The 17,560-nt window shown below is 73.1% G+C and carries 13 protein-coding genes; 7 read left to right on the forward strand and 6 right to left on the reverse strand.

Going from position 1 to position 17,560, the window contains the following annotated elements; genetic code table 11:
* The first annotated feature begins 26 nt into the window (after positions 1-26).
* Positions 27-1,628 (forward strand): peroxidase family protein, encoded by a 1,602-nt coding sequence (locus tag OG782_RS23660; protein ID WP_406454056.1) that lies wholly within the window; start codon positions 27-29, stop codon positions 1,626-1,628.
* Positions 1,629-1,676: 48 nt separating this feature from the next.
* On the opposite strand, the gene OG782_RS23665 is transcribed toward OG782_RS23660, so the two are convergent.
* On the reverse strand, positions 1,677-1,967 hold the full coding sequence (locus OG782_RS23665; RefSeq protein ID WP_406454058.1) for a hypothetical protein: 291 nt from the start codon (positions 1,965-1,967) through the stop codon (positions 1,677-1,679).
* Between the two features lie 87 nt (positions 1,968-2,054).
* Positions 2,055-4,226, reverse strand: a complete 2,172-nt coding sequence (locus OG782_RS23670) for an acetoacetate decarboxylase family protein (protein ID WP_406454060.1) — start codon at positions 4,224-4,226, stop codon at positions 2,055-2,057.
* 593 nt (positions 4,227-4,819) lie between these two features.
* Here OG782_RS23670 and OG782_RS23675 point away from each other — a divergent pair.
* The 4 genes from OG782_RS23675 to OG782_RS23690 all read left to right on the forward strand — a co-directional run bounded on the left by OG782_RS23675 (position 4,820) and on the right by OG782_RS23690 (position 9,845).
* Entirely contained in the window at positions 4,820-5,803 is a 984-nt protein-coding gene (locus OG782_RS23675) for an acyl-CoA desaturase (RefSeq protein ID WP_406454062.1), read from the forward strand.
* Between the two features lie 215 nt (positions 5,804-6,018).
* The gene (locus tag OG782_RS23680) at positions 6,019-7,245 is read left to right on the forward strand and encodes a beta-ketoacyl-[acyl-carrier-protein] synthase family protein (RefSeq protein ID WP_406454064.1); all 1,227 of its coding nucleotides are present in this window, start codon (positions 6,019-6,021) and stop codon (positions 7,243-7,245) included.
* 180 nt (positions 7,246-7,425) lie between these two features.
* Entirely contained in the window at positions 7,426-9,012 is a 1,587-nt protein-coding gene (locus tag OG782_RS23685) for a hypothetical protein (protein ID WP_406454066.1), read from the forward strand.
* An 83-nt stretch (positions 9,013-9,095) separates the two neighbouring features.
* On the forward strand, positions 9,096-9,845 hold the full coding sequence (locus tag OG782_RS23690; RefSeq protein ID WP_406454068.1) for a DUF4239 domain-containing protein: 750 nt from the start codon (positions 9,096-9,098) through the stop codon (positions 9,843-9,845).
* A gap of 47 nt (positions 9,846-9,892) precedes the next feature.
* Here the strand turns inward: OG782_RS23690 and OG782_RS23695 are convergent, their stop codons facing one another.
* Positions 9,893-10,876: a LuxR family transcriptional regulator gene (locus OG782_RS23695; protein ID WP_406454070.1), complete on the reverse strand. Its 984-nt coding sequence runs from the start codon at positions 10,874-10,876 to the stop codon at positions 9,893-9,895.
* Positions 10,877-11,091: 215 nt separating this feature from the next.
* On the opposite strand from OG782_RS23695, the gene OG782_RS23700 reads away from it, so the two are divergent.
* The gene (locus tag OG782_RS23700) at positions 11,092-12,504 is read left to right on the forward strand and encodes an aminopeptidase P family protein (RefSeq protein ID WP_406454072.1); all 1,413 of its coding nucleotides are present in this window, start codon (positions 11,092-11,094) and stop codon (positions 12,502-12,504) included.
* A gap of 106 nt (positions 12,505-12,610) precedes the next feature.
* Here the strand turns inward: OG782_RS23700 and OG782_RS23705 are convergent, their stop codons facing one another.
* From OG782_RS23705 to OG782_RS23715, 3 genes are all read right to left on the reverse strand, one after another.
* Positions 12,611-14,251, reverse strand: a complete 1,641-nt coding sequence (locus tag OG782_RS23705; RefSeq protein WP_406454074.1) for a phospho-sugar mutase — start codon at positions 14,249-14,251, stop codon at positions 12,611-12,613.
* 96 nt (positions 14,252-14,347) lie between these two features.
* Positions 14,348-15,172, reverse strand: a complete 825-nt coding sequence (locus tag OG782_RS23710; RefSeq protein WP_406454076.1) for a purine-nucleoside phosphorylase — start codon at positions 15,170-15,172, stop codon at positions 14,348-14,350.
* A gap of 135 nt (positions 15,173-15,307) precedes the next feature.
* Positions 15,308-15,745 (reverse strand): gamma-glutamylcyclotransferase, encoded by a 438-nt coding sequence (locus OG782_RS23715; protein ID WP_024490113.1) that lies wholly within the window; start codon positions 15,743-15,745, stop codon positions 15,308-15,310.
* Between the two features lie 262 nt (positions 15,746-16,007).
* Between OG782_RS23715 and OG782_RS23720 the strand changes: the two genes are divergently transcribed.
* Positions 16,008-17,447, forward strand: coding sequence for an NAD(P)H-quinone dehydrogenase (locus OG782_RS23720; RefSeq protein ID WP_406454078.1), 1,440 nt, complete (start codon positions 16,008-16,010; stop codon positions 17,445-17,447).
* Positions 17,448-17,560: the final 113 nt, after the last annotated feature.

A 17,560-nucleotide genomic window follows, 5' to 3' on the forward strand; every position in this document is an offset into this window, starting at 1 on the left:
CGTCCGCCCCCCTCCGGAGGAGACCCATGACCACCACCGCCTCCCGCCGGCCCGAAGAGCGGACCACCGTCCGGGACCCGTCCAAGGACGGCTGGCGCAACCGCTTCGAGTCGCACCTGCTGACCCACTACGGTCCGATGTGGCGCTCGGTGCACGGCAACCGCTCCCTGCACCGCCGGGTGAACTCCACCCTCACCGACCTGGCCGTGCTCAAGGCCCCGACCCGCCCCAACCCGCTGAGCACCAAAGCCCCGTACACCTCCTGGCCGTCGCTGACCGACCGTTCCTACGTCGGACGCCACCTCCCCCCGGTCTCCGGCCCGCACCCCGGCCGGCCGGGCCTGGAGACGGTCACCGAACTGTTCCGGCGCAGCGGCCCCACCCGCACCTGCGAGCGTTCCAGTGCGCTGCTGCCCGCCTTCGCCCAGTGGTTCACCGACGGCTTCCTGCGCGGCCACGGAGCCACCGGCGACCCGTGCAGGACCGATTCCCCGCACACCCTCGACATGTCCCAGCTGTACGGCGACGGCGAGGAGGCCACCACCTGTCTGCGGTCCTTCGAGGGCGGCAGACTGAAGAGCCGCACGGTCAACGGGGGCGAGTTCCCGCCCGCGCTGTGCGAAGGCGGCCGGATCAAGAGCGAGTTCGGCGCGCTCAAACCGGTCCGGTTCGAGGAAGTGCCCGATGAGCTCCGCGACACCCTCTTCGCCTGCGGCGGCGACCGCGTCCACGCGCACATCGGGCCGATGGCGATGAACGTCCTCTTCCTGCGCGAGCACAACCGGGTCGCCGGCATCATCGCCGCCGCCCACCCGGACTGGGACGACGAGCGGGTCTTCCAGACCACCCGGAACACCCTGGTGGTGATGATGATCCGGGTGATGCTGGAGGAGTACATCAACCACATCACGCCGTACCACTTCCGCTTCGTCCTCGACCCGGCCCGCACCGACAAAGGGGTGTGGCACCGGGAGAACTGGGCGACCATCGAGTTCAGCCTCGTCTACCGGTGGCACAGCCTGATTCCCTCCACGTACGCGATCGGCGGCCGCGACGTACCCCTGGCCGGGACCGTCGCCAACGGGCAGCTCGTCCTGGACCGGGGCCTCGGGCCGCTCTTCGAGGACCTGTCCCTCCAGCCCGCGGGCCGGTCCGGTCTCTTCAACACCGATCCGCTGCTGCTTCCCATCGAGACCGGGAGCATCGCCGTGGGCCGGAAGCTCGGCCTGGCCTCGTACAACGACTACCGCGCGTACTACGGTTTCCCCCGCGTCACCGACTGGCGGCAGATCTCCGGCGATCCGCAGGTCCGCGAGGGACTGCGGGACACCTACGCGGACGTGGACGACGTCGAGCTGTTCGTCGGCGTGTTCGCCGAGGAACCCGGGCCGGGTGCCATCTTCGGCCGGCTGCTCGAACGCGTCATCTCCGTCGACGCCTTCTCCGAGGCGCTCAACAACCCGCTGCTGGCACCACGCCTGTTCAGCTCCTCGACCTTCTCGCCCGAGGGGATGCGGATCATCCGGGAGACCCACGGCTTCTCGCAGCTGGTGCACCGCAATCTGCCGGAGGACGACGGGCGGTACACCGTTTCGCTCGCGGCCGCCGGGAGCCGCACCGGGCGGTGACCCGCGGCGACGGGCCGAGGCCCGTACCCCGTCGACGGGGTACGGGCCTCAGCCCGTCGCCGCGGTGGCTCCGGTGGCGCGGACGTGGGTGTCCGCCGCAGCCGCCGCGGTGCGCAGCTGGTCCGCGGCGACCAGGCAGGCCGACGCCTGCTGTTCCAGGACGGGGCCGCACCATGGCGGAGCCTCGTCCAGGCCGTCGAGGGTCGCGGCGGTGGCGCGCAGGGTGCGCGCGTACTCCTCCATCCTGGCGGCATCGGCCCGGAGCGTGGAGGCGAGGCCGGGCAGTGTGCCGGGGGCGGCCGCGTCGGATGCGCTCAGGCCGGGGATCTCGGTCACCATGGGTGTCACCTGCTCTTCCGTGCCGTCGGACGGGGCGTGGGGGTGTACGGGGCCGTCGGGGCGTACGGCCGGCTGCCGGTCCGGGGTTCAGCGCGGCAGTTCGGCGCCCGCTCCCCGGCGGGCCATGAAGTCGTGGCAGATCAGTACGGACCGCGGCCTCGCGGAGTCCAGACCGAGCCGGTGCAACCGCTCCGCCAGCGGGTGCGCGTGCGTGTCCACCCGCAGCCGGACGCGCGGTGCGGGGTGGAGCCGGGGTCTGCCGTGGTTGCGGACCTGGACGCGCAGCGTCCGGTCGCCCCTGCGGCCGTAGAGCACCCAGTCCACGTCGGGACAGCGGATGGCCGGGCCCAGTCCGCCCACCAGCCGGATACCGGGCTCCGCCGCCCCGGCACTGATGTCCCGGCCCAGCAGATCGACATCGACCGCCGAGACCGACGCCGGCTGGCCCCAGACCTCCTCGGCCACCGCGCGGGCCTCCTCCGTGGAGACCGCCAGCCCGACGACGTAACGCCCGGTGCGGCGCAGGTCCGTCGAGCGCGTCAGGTCGAGAGCGAGGTCGTACGGCCGCGGCCGCCAGAGGTCGTTGACGACCACCGACAGGCCGACCTCGCTGTACGGGCCGATGGTGGTGCACCGGTGCTCGTACACCGAGAGCACTGCCAGCGCCCGGCGTCCGAGACGGGCCGGCGTCATCCAGGTGACGTCGGGGAGCAGGCTCCTCGCCGCCTCGGCGTCGACCGGGAAGAACGCGTGCGCGGCGGTCGAGTCGTAGTAGCGCACAGGGGTGTCGACCGGACCGGCGGCGGTCGGCACCGGGGTGGTGGGCACGGTCAGGAACGGATAGCCCCGCGGCGGGTGTTCCCGGTCCTTGAGCTGGTAGGACTGCGTGCGCAGTACCTCGCCCCGGTACGGCGCGAGTGCCTCGTCGACGTCCCGGGCGGCGTCGGCGACGATCGTCTCGAGGTCCTTGATGTAGGTGTCGAGCATGTGGCTCAGGGGGAATTCGTGGGTGGGGCCGGTGTAGTCGACCTCGTACCAGTCCGGGTGGGGGTCGAAGGCCGTGCCGGCCGCCCTGCCGTCGAGGATGGGCACGATGTCGTGCTGGTTGGTGAGGGTGGCCACCCAGGTGCGTGGGTCGGCGGGCTTCTTGTAGTCCACCGGGGAGCCGACCGCGACGACGTGCGTGACCCGGTAGGTGCGGGAGAACTCCTCGCTCTGGGCGAGGTTCATCACGGCGATGCCGCCCTCGCTGTGCCCGATCAGCGCGACGTCCGCACCGCGCGGAATGCCGTAGTGCTCGACGGCCCGCAGGATCGACCGGGTGTACGGGGAGTCGGCCATGAACAGATTGCGCCATGCGCCCACGAAATCCTGGGGTGAGTCGTTGCGGGGCCGGCCCGGGGCCATACCGGGGGCGTGCACGACGTGCCGGACGGTGCCGTCCGGCCCGCGGATGTCCTGGATGAGGATCCGCCCGTCGGTGGACAGCAGGTTGATATTGCGCAGGAACCCCAGGAACGAGCCCCGGACACTCACGCGCGGGAGCTCGTGCGCGGCGAGTTCGACGGGGTCGGCCGCGCCCTCGCCCCGGTCGAGTTCGCACAGGTACGAGGCGCTGACGCCCTTCACCGGATCGGCGGTGAGCTCGCGCCCCGTCGCCAGCGCCCAGCCGGTCTCGTCGTTCATCGGGTCCTCGTCCAGGAGGGCCCGGATCGCCAGGAGTTCGGCCGTGACCGGTGCGAGCGCGGACAGGGCCTGCTGAGCACCGCGGTCCTTGAACAGGGAGCGCAGCGCACGCACCGAGGCCAGATCGCGGTCGGACGTCACCGCGTCGAGGAGACGGCGCATGCCCGCGTCCCGGACGAGTTCGGGATGGTCGAGCAGGACCGCGCCGATCCGCATCCGCAGCGAGGTCACGGCGACCAGGGCGGCCAGGCTCTCCCGGCCCAGGATCTCGCCGCCCTGTCCAAGCCGGCGCCCCGCTCCGTGCTCCGCGGTGATGGCGGAGCCGAGGCCCCGCTTGCTCATCAGGACGCGCAGCGTGGCCCACTGGGCGGGCAGTCCGGTGCGCGGATGTCTGCGGGCGGAGGCGCGGAACTCCTGGTCCAGGAGAACGGCCGTCGTGCGCGCGGACACCTCGCGGATTCCCTCGGCGACGGCGACGACGTCGCGCGCGCACTGCCTCAGTACTTCCTTCGCCGGAACGGCCGAAGGGCCGTCCGCCGGCTGCGAGACGTGCGCCCGGGAGTGCTCGGCCATCAGGATGGTCCCTTCGCCGCCGGGTCCGTGTAGGCCGGGCCCGTGTTGCACTCCACCATCCTTGGCCGGTCGGTTGCCCGGCGCACATCGGGAGGACGGGGGCCGGTTGGTGCGTGCGGGTGATCCCCGGGCGCTTCCCGCGGCGCCGGCCGCCCGGGAGCGTCCTCGGCGGCGCGGCGCCCCGTCCTGGGAGGCGGGACTGTAGGACCGCCCGCCGGGCCGCGCCACCGCAGATGCTCCCGGGGGCGATGCCATCCCCACGTCCGCGGGGGTCATCCGGGCGGTTACCGCCGGGGGCCATGCCCCGGTACGGCGCTGCCGGAGGGCTCCGGCTCCTGCACAGTGACAGTGATCATCGTGTGCCGTTCCGCCCGCCCGCCGTTCCGCCCGCCCGCCCGCCCGCCCGTCCGCCCGCCCGTCCGCCCGCCCGTCCGCCCGCCCGTCCGCCCGCCCGCCCGTCCGCCCGTCCGTCCGCCCGTCCGTCCGCCCGCCCGTCCGCCCGCCCGTCCGCCCGTCCGTCCCGGCCGGACCGGGGACCCCCGTCGTACAAGAGGCCTTCCGTCTTCCGTCATCCAGCGAACGAGAGCCCGCCCATGCCTCCGTCCTCCTCCTCCGCCGCGCCCCGACGCCGTGAACCGCTGCCCGACACCGTTTCCGTCGGCCTCCCCCTGCGTACCGGCTATCTGCTGATGCTCGTGGTGCTGCCCTTCGCCGTCCTCGTCTCGGCGGTCCCCTTCGCGTGGGGCTGGGGCATCCACGGGCGCGACGTCGTGCTCGGCGTCGCCATGTACGCGATCTCCATCATGGGAATCTCCGCCGGATACCACCGCCACTTCACCCATCTGTCCTTCAAGGCCAGGCGCCCGCTGCGGATCGCTCTCGCCCTCGCCGGCGGGATGGCGATGGAGGGCCCCGTCACCATGTGGGTGGCCGAACACCGGCGCCACCACCAGCATTCGGACCGTGACGGGGACCCGCACTCCCCGTGGAAGTACGGCACGAGCCGGCGGGCGCTGGCCAAGGGGCTGTGGCACGCCCAGATCGGCTGGTTCTCCTCCTCCCCGGTGCGCTCCAACTACCGGCGCTACACGCCCGACCTCCTCGCCGACCCCGATGTGCGCCGGCTGGACCGCTGGTACCCGGCCACCGCCGCCCTCTCCCTGCTGCTGCCGCCGGTGCTCACCCTGGCCTGGACCCAGGACTGGTGGGCGACGGCCACCGCCTTCTTCTGGGCGAGCCTGGTGCGGTACGCACTGGTCCACCACGTCACCTGGTCGGTCAACTCCGTCGCGCACGCCTTCGGCCCCCAGCACTACGCGTCCCGGGACCAGTCGCGGGACGTGCGATGGGTGGCGGCCCTCACTTTCGGCGAGGGCTGGCACAACCTTCACCACGCCGACCCCATCAGCGCACGCCACGGAGCGCTCAAGGGCCAGGCCGACCCCACGGCACGGCTGATCGCCCTGTTCGAGAAGCTCGGCTGGGCCTACGACGTGCGCTGGCCCGACGCGGACCGCCTCGCCGCCAAGCGGCTGGACGCGGGGCGTGCGGAACCCGGCCGGGTGAGCCCCCGGTGAGGTCCGCCCGGCTGCTCGGGCCCCGCCCGGTCGGGACCCCGACGCTTCCGGACCCGGACGCTTCCGCCGGTCCGGAAGCACGCGGCAGGGGCGGCCGGAAGCCTGTCCGGTGTGCGCCGGACGAGTCGCTGACGCCGGTCGCCGCCGCACGCTGACCCGGCAAGCGTGACATTCCGCGCATAATCACGCTTTATGCATCGAGCGAAGGCACACGCATGAGGCGCGCGCCCGTGGCTGTCACGGGCCTTGGACTGGTCACCCCGGCGGGGATCGGAGCGCAGGCCACCTGGGAGGGGCTGAGCACGGGGTGTTCGGCCGCCACCGCCGATCCCGACCTCGACGGGCTGCCCGTCGCGTTCTCCTGCCGGGTCCCCGGCCTGGACGCCGGGAAGTTCCTGGGACACCGACGGGCGCGGCGGCTCGACCGTTTCACCACGCTCGCCCTGCTCGCCGCCCGGGAGGCCGCGGCGGACGCCGGGCTCACGGCGGGCGGGCCGGCCGGCCCCCGGGTGGGCGTGGTGATGGGGGTCGGCACCGGCTCCATGCAGAGCTGGCAGGCCGAGTTCGACCGGCTCGCGGACCGGACGCCCGAACGGATCTCGCCCCTCGCACTGTCCCGCAGCCTGCCCAACATGGCCGCGGCCGAGATCGCCATCGACCTCGGCGCGACGGGCCCCAACATGGTCGTCTCCACGGCCTGCGCCTCCGGCACCAGTGCCATCGGGCTGGCCAGGGACTGGCTGCTCTCCGGCGCCTGCGACGTGGTGCTCGCCGGAGGCAGCGAGTCGGCCCGGCTGCGGATGACCGCCGCGTGTTTCGCCCAGATGCGGGCGCTCTCCCGCCGCTCCGGCGCACCGCACGCCGCGTCCCGCCCCTTCGACCGCGACCGCGACGGCTTCGTCCTCGGTGAAGGAGCCGCCGTCCTCGTCCTGGAACGCCCCGAGGACGCCCGCGCCAGGGCCGCGCGGACCCGGGCGTACATCGCCGGTTTCGGGGCGAGCTGCGACGCGTACCACTTCACCGCACCCCACCCCCAGGGCGACGGTGCGGCCGAAGCGATCCGCGGCGCCCTGGCCGACGCCGGGCTCTCGCCCGAGGACATCGACCACGTCAACGCCCACGGCACGGCCACGCCGCGCGGTGACGAGTCCGAACACCGCGCCCTGCGCCAGGTGTTCCGCCGGCCGCCACCCGTCACCGCGCTCAAGGGTGCGATCGGGCACGCCATCGGCGGCGCCGGGGCCATCGAGGCGGCCTGCACGGTGCTGTCCCTGGAGCACCAGCTCATCCCGCCCACGGCCAACCTGGACACCCTCGACCCGGAGATCGACCTCGACGTCGTCACCAAGGCCCCGCGTCCGCATGCCATGCGGGCGGCGATCAGCAACTCCTTCGGCTTCGGCGGCCAGAACGCGGTACTCGCCCTCACCACCGCCGAGTGATGCCGGCGCCCGTACCGGACGACAGGACGACCGGACGCCGGACAGCAGGACGACGGCCTGACGGCCTGACGGCCGTGCCCCGGACGCGCCCCGGCGCCATTCGGGCGATTATCGTTCGCCGCCGCGGGGGCGAGGGCGTGGCGGGTGCGGTGAGGGGCCGAACCCGACCAGCATTCCGATGTGATCATCGGAGCACATCGGAACGCGGAACCCCGCACCCGGCACCGCCGTCACAGGGCGCCCCTGCTGCTGTCGGCCCTGCTGGCCGCGGTCGCGGGCGCCGTCCCTCCCGCCCCGGCCCGTGCCGACGGCGCGGGCACGCACGGGCTGGCACTCAGCGTGAGCGTGAACTCCCGCCCGGGGCTGGGTGCGCTGAGACCGGGGATCCGGGTGGGTGATCCGGTGGTCAAGGTCTACCTGCTGACCAACCGGGGCGGCGCCGACCTGTACGACGTGCGGGTGACCGATCCGGGCCTGCCGGGAGTGGCGGTCCGCTGCTCCGGCGGCGACCGGGTGCCCATGCTGCGCGGCCTGAGTTCGACGCGTTGCACAGCGGAGGCGAGGGCGCGGCCCGGCACCTGGACGGCCGAGGTCCGGGCCGAGGGCCGCATCCCGTATCTGCGCGCCGGCTCGAGGGCCACGGCACGGTCGGGGTACCAGGGGGTCGGCAGCGCCCTCGCGCTCTCCGAGGCCGTGACGGTCACCGGCCGGCGGGCGGTCATCCGGTACGCGGTGACGAACCGGGGCAACCGCACCGTGTACGACGTACGGCTCAGCGACCCGCTCGTCGCCGCGGGCGGCATCGGCTGCGGGAGCGGGCGGCCCGTCGTGGCGCGGATCGCGCCGGGGCGCTCCGCGCGGTGCCGGGCGCTCGTACGCCGTGGACCCGGCAGGTACGTCAGCAAGGGGCTCGCCGAGGGCAGCGACCGGATCGGCACGCTCGGCCGCACGGGCGGCAGGGTCCCGCCGCCGCGGCTGACCGCACGCTCGTCCGGGCGGTTCACGCTCACCGGCCCGCCGGAGCGGCCTCCGCGCCCGAACCCCCCGCGCCCGAACACCCCGCGCCCGAACCCCCCGGCCCGTCCGCCGTCCACGCCGACTCCACCGTCCACGCCGTCCAGGCCGGCCGCTCCGCCGTCGCTCCGTCCGCCGGCGGGACCGCCGCCCGCTGACGTACCTCCGCTCTCCGCTGTTCCGCAGGTGCCGGCGGGCGCCCTCGTCCTGCCACCGCCACCACCGGGCATCGCGGCCCCCGGCTTCCTGGCCGCCGCCGAGCCGCCGCCCGGGGCTGCCGTACCGGGCACGGCCGCGGCCGGCGGTACGGGCGAGGGCACCGGTACGGGCGCGACAGCCGGCACCAACGCGGGCACCGGTGCAGGTGCGAGCACCGGTACAGGTGTGGGCACCAGCACGGGCACCGGCACGGGCACGAGCACGGGCACGAGCGCCGGCACCGGCACCGGTACAGGTGTGAGCACGGGCATGGGCACCGGCACGGGCAGCACCGGCACCGGCACGAGCACCGGCACCGGAACCGGCGCAGACGCAGGCACGGGCGCGAGCAGCGGCACCGGTACGGGTGCCGACGCCGGGGGGATTGCCGCCCGGCCCGACGAGCCGACGCAGCCCGTGAGGCGGCAGCCGATCCTGAGCCACTTCTACCGTCCGGGAAGCGGTCCCACGGGACTGGGACTGCTCACCTCCCTCTTCCTGGTGCTGATGCCCGCCGCCATCGCCGCCGCCGTCCTCGGATCCCGGCGGGGATGACGGACGGCCCCACCGCCTCCTTCGCCCCGCCCACCCGCCGTGAACCGCCGTGAACCACTTCCGCCGACAGGAGCCGGACCCCGATGACCGAGATCATCGCCGTTGTTCTCGGCGTCGCGATGCTGGCCGCCGCCTGCGTGCTCGTACGGCACCGCTACTGGCCCCCGGACCCCGACGAGGAGCCGCGCGAGGACGTGGCCGAGTACATCTCGATGATGGTCGGAGTGCTCTACGCCCTGATCCTGGGACTGTCGCTGGTGTCGGTCTGGGAGACGCGCTCCAGCGCCCAGGACCATGTGCAGACCGAGGCCGGCGCGGCCCACCAGGTCTATCTGCTGGCCGACGGACTGCCCGCGGCCCGGACCGAGCAGGTCCGGACGACGATGCAGGCCTACGTCCACCACGTGGTCCGCGCCGAATTCCCCGAGATGGTGGCGGGGCGACCGCTCGGCGCGGAGGGCTGGAACCTGCTCCACCAGGTGCGCGCCGCCAACCGGGTCCCCGACAGCGCGACGCCCGTGCAGCAGGCCACCGTGCAGGAGGTGCTGGCGCAGCTCAGCACGCTGGACGCCGCCCGGCGGGGCCGGGAGGCCGACGCCCTCGACAGCCTGTCCCCGACGCTGTGGCTCGGACTGATCATCGGCGGTGCCCTCACCGTGGCGTTCATGTTCATGTTCGGCGTCAAACGGAACCTCACCCACGTCACCATGGTCATGGGGCTCACGGCGCTCATCACCTTCACCGTCGTGCTCGTCTACCAGCTGAACCAGCCGTTCAGCGGCCTTCTCGCGCTCGACACGTCGCCCTTCACCCGGTACTTCCAGGGCTCATGAGGCCCTGCGGGGTGCGGGGGACCGCCGCGTCGGTGCGGCGGCGCCGGTCACAGCCAGCCGTTGCGCTGTGCCTGCAGCGCCATCTGGAAGCGGTTCTCGGCGCCCAGCCGGGCCATCAGGATCTGGAGGCGGCGGAACAGGGTGCGGCGGCTGATGTCCAGTTCGCGGGCGATGACGTCGTCGCCCGCGCCGCCCGCCAGGAGCCACAGCAGGCGGCGGTCGGCGGGGGGCAGGCCGCCCGGGGAGGTGGTGCGGCCGTGGAAGGGCAGGGCGTTCTGCCAGGACTGCTCGAACAGGGCGATGAGGGCGGAGAGCAGGCCGCACGGCTGCACGACCAGCGTGGTGTTGTGCACGTCGGCCTCCTTGATCGACAGCGACACGAGCGCGTACGAGTCGTCGATGATCAAGAGCTTGACCGGCACCGACGGTGCCACCCTGGCCTGCTCGCCGGCCCGGATGCACGGTTCGATGACGTTCTTCAGGTGGCCCGGGTACTCCAGGGACTCCCGTGAGTACACGACACGCTGGGTGACGCCGCGGGCCAGCGTGGCCAGTGAGTCGTCCGTGGCGCCGGGCAGCGGGAAGTACGGCGGTGACTCGAACTGCCGGATCTGGTCGCGGGCGCTCGCCCACGCCTGACGGATCCGGGGGCCCACGGACTCGCCGGTGACGACCTCGACGAGATGGTCGTTGTACGCGGCGAGCCGCCGGCGCCGGAACGACTCGAACGCGCCCCCGACGGCGATCCGGGACTCCTCGACCTCGCTCTCCCGGTGCCGGGCCAGGATCTCCAGGCCCGCGGCCGGCGGCACCGGGGCCACCACGTCCTCGCCCGCACCGGCGGCGCTGACCAGGCCCGCGTCGACCAGGGCGTCGTACGCCCCGGCGAGCTCCGCATCGCTCAGGCCGGTCGCGGCTCCGATCGCGCTCAGCGGGGCAGGGGCCAGTTCGAGCAGCGCCAGATAGACCTGGGCCGAATCGTGGCCGATGCCCAGGAGCCGGAGCGCCTCGCCGAGTTTCGCGTTCGTCATGACCACATTGTCCAACGGGTGCCGACCGCGGGCGTGGCCGATCTGTGCCAGTGGCACACCTGTGCACAATACGGACGCGGTCCGCGATAGCGTCCGGGAGCCGCCGGCGACCGGCGGCAGCGAGGGCGCCCCGGACGCGCCGGAGGCGAAGCCACCCCGTACGGCTTTCGCGGCCCCTCGCCGGCGAGGAACCCACTCAGAAAGAGGTGCAGGACGTGGCGAAAGGCCGACGGAACGGGCTCTACTCAGGGATCTCCGAGGAACTGTCCGCGCTGATGCGGACCGGCTGGGCGGACACCGAGCGGCACGATCTGGAGCTCGACGAGCAGGCTCCGTACGCGGCCGGCCGCCGCGCCGCGCTCTCCGCGCGCTTCCCGGGCGAACGCCTCGTGATCCCCTCCGGGAACCTCAAGGTCCGTTCGAACGACGACGGCTACCCCTTCCGTCCGTACACCGGCTATGTGCACATGACCGGGGACCAGGCCCGTGACGGCGCCCTCGTCCTCGAACCGCGCGCGGACGGCGGGCATGACGCCTACTGCTTCCAGCTGCCGCGTGACAGCCGGGACAACGACGAGTTCTGGACCGGCCCCACGGCGGAGCTCTGGATGGGCCGGCGCCGCTCGCTCGCCGAGTCGGAGCTCGTGCTCGGTCTGCCCTGCCGCGACGTCCGCACGGCCGCCGAAGACCTCGCCGCCGCCTCCGAGGCGCCGACCCGGATCGTCCGCGGTATCGACCAGGCCCTCCAGGCCGCCGTCACCACCGACGAGGAGCGCGACTTCGAGCTGGAGGAGGCGCTCAGCGACCTCCGCCTCGTCAAGGACGACTGGGAGATCAACGAGCTCCGCAAGGCCGTCGACTCCACCGTCCGCGGATTCACCGACGCGATCGGTGACCTCTCCGGGGCCGTCGCGTCGTCCGAGCGGTGGATCGAGGGCACGTTCTTCCGCCGCGCACGCCTTGAGGGCAACGCCGTCGGCTACGGCTCCATCTGCGCCGCGGGCGAGCACGCCACGATCATGCACTGGACCGACAACGACGGCCCGGTGCGCCCCGGCGACCTGCTCCTGCTCGACGCCGGTGTGGAGTCGCGCACCCTCTACACCGCCGACGTCACCCGCACCCTGCCGATCAGCGGGACCTTCACGCCGGTGCAGCGCAAGGTGTACGACGCCGTGTACGAGGCCCAGGAAGCGGGCATGGCCGCCGTGAAGCCGGGTGCCGCCTACCGCGACTTCCACGAGGCGTCGCAGCGTCACCTCGCGGTCCGGCTGGTCGAGTGGGGCTTCATCGAGGGCCCGGCCGACCGCGCGTACGAACTCGGCCTCCAGCGCCGCTTCACCATGGCCGGCACCGGTCACATGCTCGGTCTGGACGTCCACGACTGCGCGGAGGCCCGGAACGACGAGTACGTCGACGGCGTGCTGGAGCCCGGCATGGTGCTCACCGTCGAGCCCGGCCTGTACTTCCAGGCGGACGACCTCACCGTGCCCGAGGAGTGGCGCGGCATCGGAGTCCGGATCGAGGACGACCTCGTCGTCACCGAGGACGGCCACGAGAACCTCTCGGACGGTCTGCCGCGGTCGGCGGACGACGTCGAGGAGTGGATGGCCCGGGTCGCCGGCTGAGTGAGCCGAGGAAGGGGTCCCGCGCCGGGGCCCCTTCTCTCGCACGCGGACAGGGCGCCGGACCTTCGGACGACCCGGTGCGGTCCGGCCGCGGTCCGGGTGTTCGTCAGATCCCGGCCGCGGCCGCCAGGTCCCGCTTGATGCCGGCCAGCAGCTCCGCGCCCCTCGCGCGGGCCGCGGGCAGCTCGTCGGCCGAGCCGACCGGCACGACGACCTCCAGATAGCACTTGAGCTTCGGCTCGGTGCCGCTCGGGCGCACGATCACCCGGGCGCCCTCCAGGTGGTAGCGCAGCCCGTCGGTGGGCGGCAGCAGCTCCGTGCCGTGCGACAGGTCCTCGGCCGAGGTGACGGCCAGGCCCGCGAGCGCGGCCGGCGGCTGCTCGCGCAGCCGGCGCATGGCGTCCGCGATGACGGACAGGTCCTCGACCCGGACCGACAGCTGGTCGGTGGCGTGCAGCCCGTGCTCGACCGCGAGATCGTCCAGCAGGTCCAGGAGCGTGCGGCCCTGCTCCTTCAGTACGGAGGCGAGTTCGGCGACCAGGAGCGCGGACGTGATGCCGTCCTTGTCGCGTACGCCGTCCGGGTCGACGCAGTAGCCGAGCGCCTCCTCGTATCCGTACCGCAGACCCTCGACGCGGGCGATCCACTTGAAGCCGGTCAGCGTCTCCTCGTAGCCCAGGCCCGCCTTCGCGGCGATCCGGCCGAGGAGGGACGAGGACACGATCGACTCGGCGAACACACCGGTGACACCGCGTCGGACGAGGTGCGCGGCGAGCAGGGCGCCGACCTCGTCGCCGCGCAGCATCCGCCAGCCGCCGTTGGCCGCCGGGTCCGGGACGGCGACGGCGCAGCGGTCTGCGTCCGGGTCGTTGGCGATGACGATGTCGGGGTCCGAGCGGCGCGCGGTGGCGAACGCGAGATCCATCGCGCCGGGCTCCTCCGGATTGGGGAAGGCCACGGTGGGGAACGCGGGGTCGGGCTCGGCCTGTTCGGCGACGAGCACCGGGGCGGAGAAGCCGGCCCGGTCGAAGGCGGCGGTGAGCACGGACGTACCGACGCCGTGCATCGCCGTGTACACGACGCGGGCGGTACGCGGCGAACCGGCGGCCAGTACCGCGTCCGTACGCGCCAGATAGGCGTCCAGGACGTCGTCGCCGAGGATCTCCCAGCCGCCCTCGGGGCGGGGCACGGTGTCCAGCGGGCCGGTCGCGGCGATCGCGGCGGCGATCTCGCCGTCGGCGGGCGGCACGATCTGCGAGCCGTCGCCGAGGTAGACCTTGTAGCCGTTGTCGCGCGGCGGGTTGTGGCTGGCGGTGACCTCGACGCCGGCGACGGCCCCCAGATGCCTTATGGCGTACGCCAGTACGGGGGTGGGGAGCGGGCGGGGGAGTACCGCTGCCCGCAGGCCGGCGCCGGTCATCACGGCGGCCGTGTCCCGCGCGAAGTCGGTGGACTTGTAGCGGGCGTCGTAGCCGATGACGACGAGGCCGCCGGCCTGTCCCTGGTCCTTGAGGTACGCGGCGAGCCCGGCGGCGGCGCGGATGACCACCGCGCGGTTCATCCGCATCGGCCCGGCGCCGATCTCACCGCGCAGTCCGGCGGTGCCGAACTGGAGCGTGCCGGCGAACCGTGCGCCGAGCTCGTCGAGGTCCTCGGCTTCGATGAGCTTCGCCAGCTCGTCGCGGGTCTCGGGGTCCGGGTCCTCGGCGAGCCAGGTCCTGGCCCGCGTGATGAGGTCCTGCTGCACGGTGGTCCGCCTTCCGGGGTGTGGCCGTTGTGGTGGTGTGGGGCTCAGCCCCGGACCCCGCTCCTCGAACGCCGGAGGGGCTGAGGGGGCCTGGGGTCAGATCCGGTCCAGGACCCGCGCCAGCAGCGAGCCCATCCGGGTCGCCGAGTCGCGCCCCGCCTGCAGCACCTCTTCGTGGTTCAGCGGCTCGCCGCTCAGCCCCGCCGCCAGGTTGGTCACCAGCGAGATGCCCAGCACCTCCGCTCCCGCCTCGCGGGCCGCGATGGCCTCCAGCACGGTGGACATGCCGACGAGGTCGCCGCCCATCACGCGGACCATGTTGATCTCGGCCGGCGTCTCGTAGTGCGGGCCGGGGAACTGCACGTACACGCCCTCCTCGAGCGTGTCGTCGATCTCCTTGCACAGCGCCCGCAGCCGCGGCGAGTACAGGTCGGTCAGGTCGACGAAGTTGGCGCCGATGATCGGCGACGCCGCCGTGAGGTTGATGTGGTCGCTGATCAGGACGGGCTGTCCGGGGCGCATGCCCTCGCGCAGTCCGCCGCAGCCGTTCGTCAGCACGACGGTCCTGCAGCCCGCGGCGACCGCGGTGCGCACCCCGTGCGCCACGGCGGCGACGCCGCGGCCCTCGTAGAAGTGCGTACGGCCAAGGAAGACCAGGGCGCGCTTCTCGCCGAAGCGGTACGAGCGGATCGTGCCGCCGTGGCCCTGGACGGCGGGGGCGGGGAACCCGGGCAGTTCCGTCACCGGGAACTCGGCCTCCGGAGTGCCGAGCGCATCGCCGGCGGGCGCCCAGCCGGAGCCCATCACAAGGGCGACGTCGTGGGTCTCGGCACCGGTGAGCTCGCGCAGGCGGGCGGCGGCGTCGGCGGCGGCGGCGTGCGGGTCGCCCTGGATGAGGTCCGGAATAACTGATGCGTTCACGCGGATGAGCGTAACCGCTGATTCCCTACGCGCGTAGATGCCCTCGTACAGAGTCTGGCCGCGTCCGTTCGTGTGTTCCCACAGCCAGCGCGTGGTGATCCTGCGAAAGGGCAGATCAGGGCGGTGCCCCGGTGCTCAGCAGGGGCGCTTGCGGAGCTCCATCACATAATCGTGCGGCGCGCCCGCGGAATCGGCCGCGTCGGCGATCTCGCCCAGGTAGCGGGCGGACGGCAGCCCGCCCTCGTAGCCGTTCAGCACATACATCCAGGCCGGCTCCTCGCCGTCCAGGGTGTGCACCCGCACCCGCATGCGCCGGTAGATGTCGAGGCCGACACCCTCCCAGCGGTCCATGGAGTCCTCGTCCATCGGGGCCAGGTCGTACAGGGCCACGAAGACCTGGGAGCGCGGCGCCTCGACCACCGTGGCCAGCGCGCCCTCCCAGCCCATCTGCTCGCCGCCGAACGTCAGCCGCCAGCCGTTCAGCCAGCCGGTGCCGCGCAGCGGTGAGTGCGGTGCGCGGCGCGTCATCAGCCGCGCGTCGAGGTTGCCGGCGTACGCGGCGTAGAGCGACATGGGGTCGAGGGTACGGGAGGTGGCCCCGGGAGGGTCGATTCCTGTGAGGAAGACCCGCCAGGGGGACCCGGTTTCACCACCCGCCGCCCACCCGCCGCCCGCGCGCGGGCAGCCCCGCCCCACGTATGGAGGGCCCCGGGGCGAAGCACCTTGGCGCGTGCGGGACAATGAAGTACGTACTGCATTCCCCCGGGGCGATCCCCCGGACCCCCGGCCGGGACAGCAGACGGCCGCGGGACGAGAAACGCGAGGCGGACTTTTCGTGACCCGGATCGTGATCATCGGCGGCGGACCCGGCGGGTACGAGGCGGCACTGGTGGGTGCCCAGCTCGGCGCGGAGGTGACCGTCGTCGACTGTGACGGCCTCGGCGGCGCGTCCGTACTCACCGACTGCGTGCCTTCGAAGACCCTGATCGCGACGGCAGAGGTGATGACCACCTTCGACTCCTCGTACGAGGAGCTCGGCATCATCGTCGCGGACGACACGCCGCACATAGAGCAGGCGGCGCGGGTCGTCGGCGTCGACCTGGGCAAGGTCAACCGGCGGGTGAAGCGCCTGGCGCTCGCCCAGTCCCACGACATCACCGCCTCCGTCACCCGTGCGGGCGCACGGGTGATGCGCGGGCGCGGCCGTCTGGAGGGCCTCCAGGCCGCCGACGGCTCGCGCGAGGTCGTCGTCACCGCGGCCGACGGCACGGAGGAGACCCTCACCGCCGACGCCGTGCTGATCGCGACCGGCGGCCACCCCCGGGAGATCCCGGACGCGCTCCCCGACGGTGAGCGGATCCTGAACTGGACCCAGGTCTACGACCTCGACGAGCTCCCCGAGGAGCTCATCGTGGTCGGCTCGGGCGTGACGGGTGCGGAGTTCGCCGGCGCCTACCAGGCCCTCGGCTCTCGCGTCACCCTCGTCTCGTCCCGGGACCGGGTGCTGCCGGGCGAGGACCCGGACGCGGCCGCCGTCCTGGAGGACGTCTTCCGCCGCCGCGGCATGAACGTCATGGCCCGCTCCCGTGCCCAGTCCGCCAAGCGCGTCGGCGACCGGGTCGAGGTGACCCTCGCCGACGGCCGGGTCATCTCCGGCACGCACTGCCTGATGGCGGTCGGCGCGATCCCCAACAGCGCGGGCATGGGTCTGGAGGAGGCCGGGGTCCGGCTCAAGGACTCGGGCCACATCTGGACCGACAAGGTCTCCCGCACCAGCGCACCGGGCGTCTACGCGGCCGGTGACGTCACCGGGATCTTCGCCCTCGCCTCCGTCGCCGCGATGCAGGGCCGGATCGCGATGTACCACTTCCTCGGTGACGCGGTGACCCCGCTGAACCTGAAGACGGTCTCCTCGAACGTCTTCACCGACCCCGAGATCGCCACGGTCGGCTATAGCCAGGCCGATGTCGACGGCGGCAAGATCGACGCCCGGGTCGTCAAACTGCCGCTGCTGCGCAACCCGCGCGCCAAGATGCAGGGCATCCGCGACGGCTTCGTCAAGATCCTCTGCCGGCCCGGCACCGGCATCGTGGTCGGCGGCTGTGTCGTCTCGCCGCGGGCGAGCGAGCTGATCCACCCCATCTCGATCGCGGTCGACAACAATCTGACGGTGGAACAGATCGCAAACGCCTTCACTGTGTATCCGTCCCTGTCGGGATCGATCGCGGAAGTGGCCCGTCAGTTGCACACCCGCAAGCGCGCGGGCGAGGCGTAGCCACCCCCGGGAACCCGGCATTCCCCGGCAACTCCCGGCAACTCAGGCGGTCCGGGACCGCCGTTCGATCAGTACGGAACAACAACGGGGCCGCCTATACCACTTGGCGGCCC

It is taken from the genome of Streptomyces sp. NBC_00876, from assembly GCF_045207435.1.
Classification (GTDB): domain Bacteria; phylum Actinomycetota; class Actinomycetes; order Streptomycetales; family Streptomycetaceae; genus Streptomyces.

Excerpts from the sequence above, each read along its gene's own strand:
- OG782_RS23670 (WP_406454060.1), bottom strand. The coding sequence starts at position 4,226 with ATGGCCGAGCACTCCCGGGCGCACGTCTCGCAGCCGGCGGACGGCCCT.
- OG782_RS23675 (WP_406454062.1), top strand. The coding sequence starts at position 4,820 with ATGCCTCCGTCCTCCTCCTCCGCCGCGCCCCGACGCCGTGAACCGCTG.
- OG782_RS23690 (WP_406454068.1), top strand. The coding sequence starts at position 9,096 with ATGACCGAGATCATCGCCGTTGTTCTCGGCGTCGCGATGCTGGCCGCC.
- OG782_RS23660 (WP_406454056.1), top strand. The coding sequence starts at position 27 with ATGACCACCACCGCCTCCCGCCGGCCCGAAGAGCGGACCACCGTCCGG.
- OG782_RS23665 (WP_406454058.1), bottom strand. The coding sequence starts at position 1,967 with ATGGTGACCGAGATCCCCGGCCTGAGCGCATCCGACGCGGCCGCCCCC.
- OG782_RS23680 (WP_406454064.1), top strand. The coding sequence starts at position 6,019 with ATGAGGCGCGCGCCCGTGGCTGTCACGGGCCTTGGACTGGTCACCCCG.
- OG782_RS23715 (WP_024490113.1), bottom strand. The coding sequence starts at position 15,745 with ATGTCGCTCTACGCCGCGTACGCCGGCAACCTCGACGCGCGGCTGATG.
- OG782_RS23695 (WP_406454070.1), bottom strand. The coding sequence starts at position 10,876 with ATGACGAACGCGAAACTCGGCGAGGCGCTCCGGCTCCTGGGCATCGGC.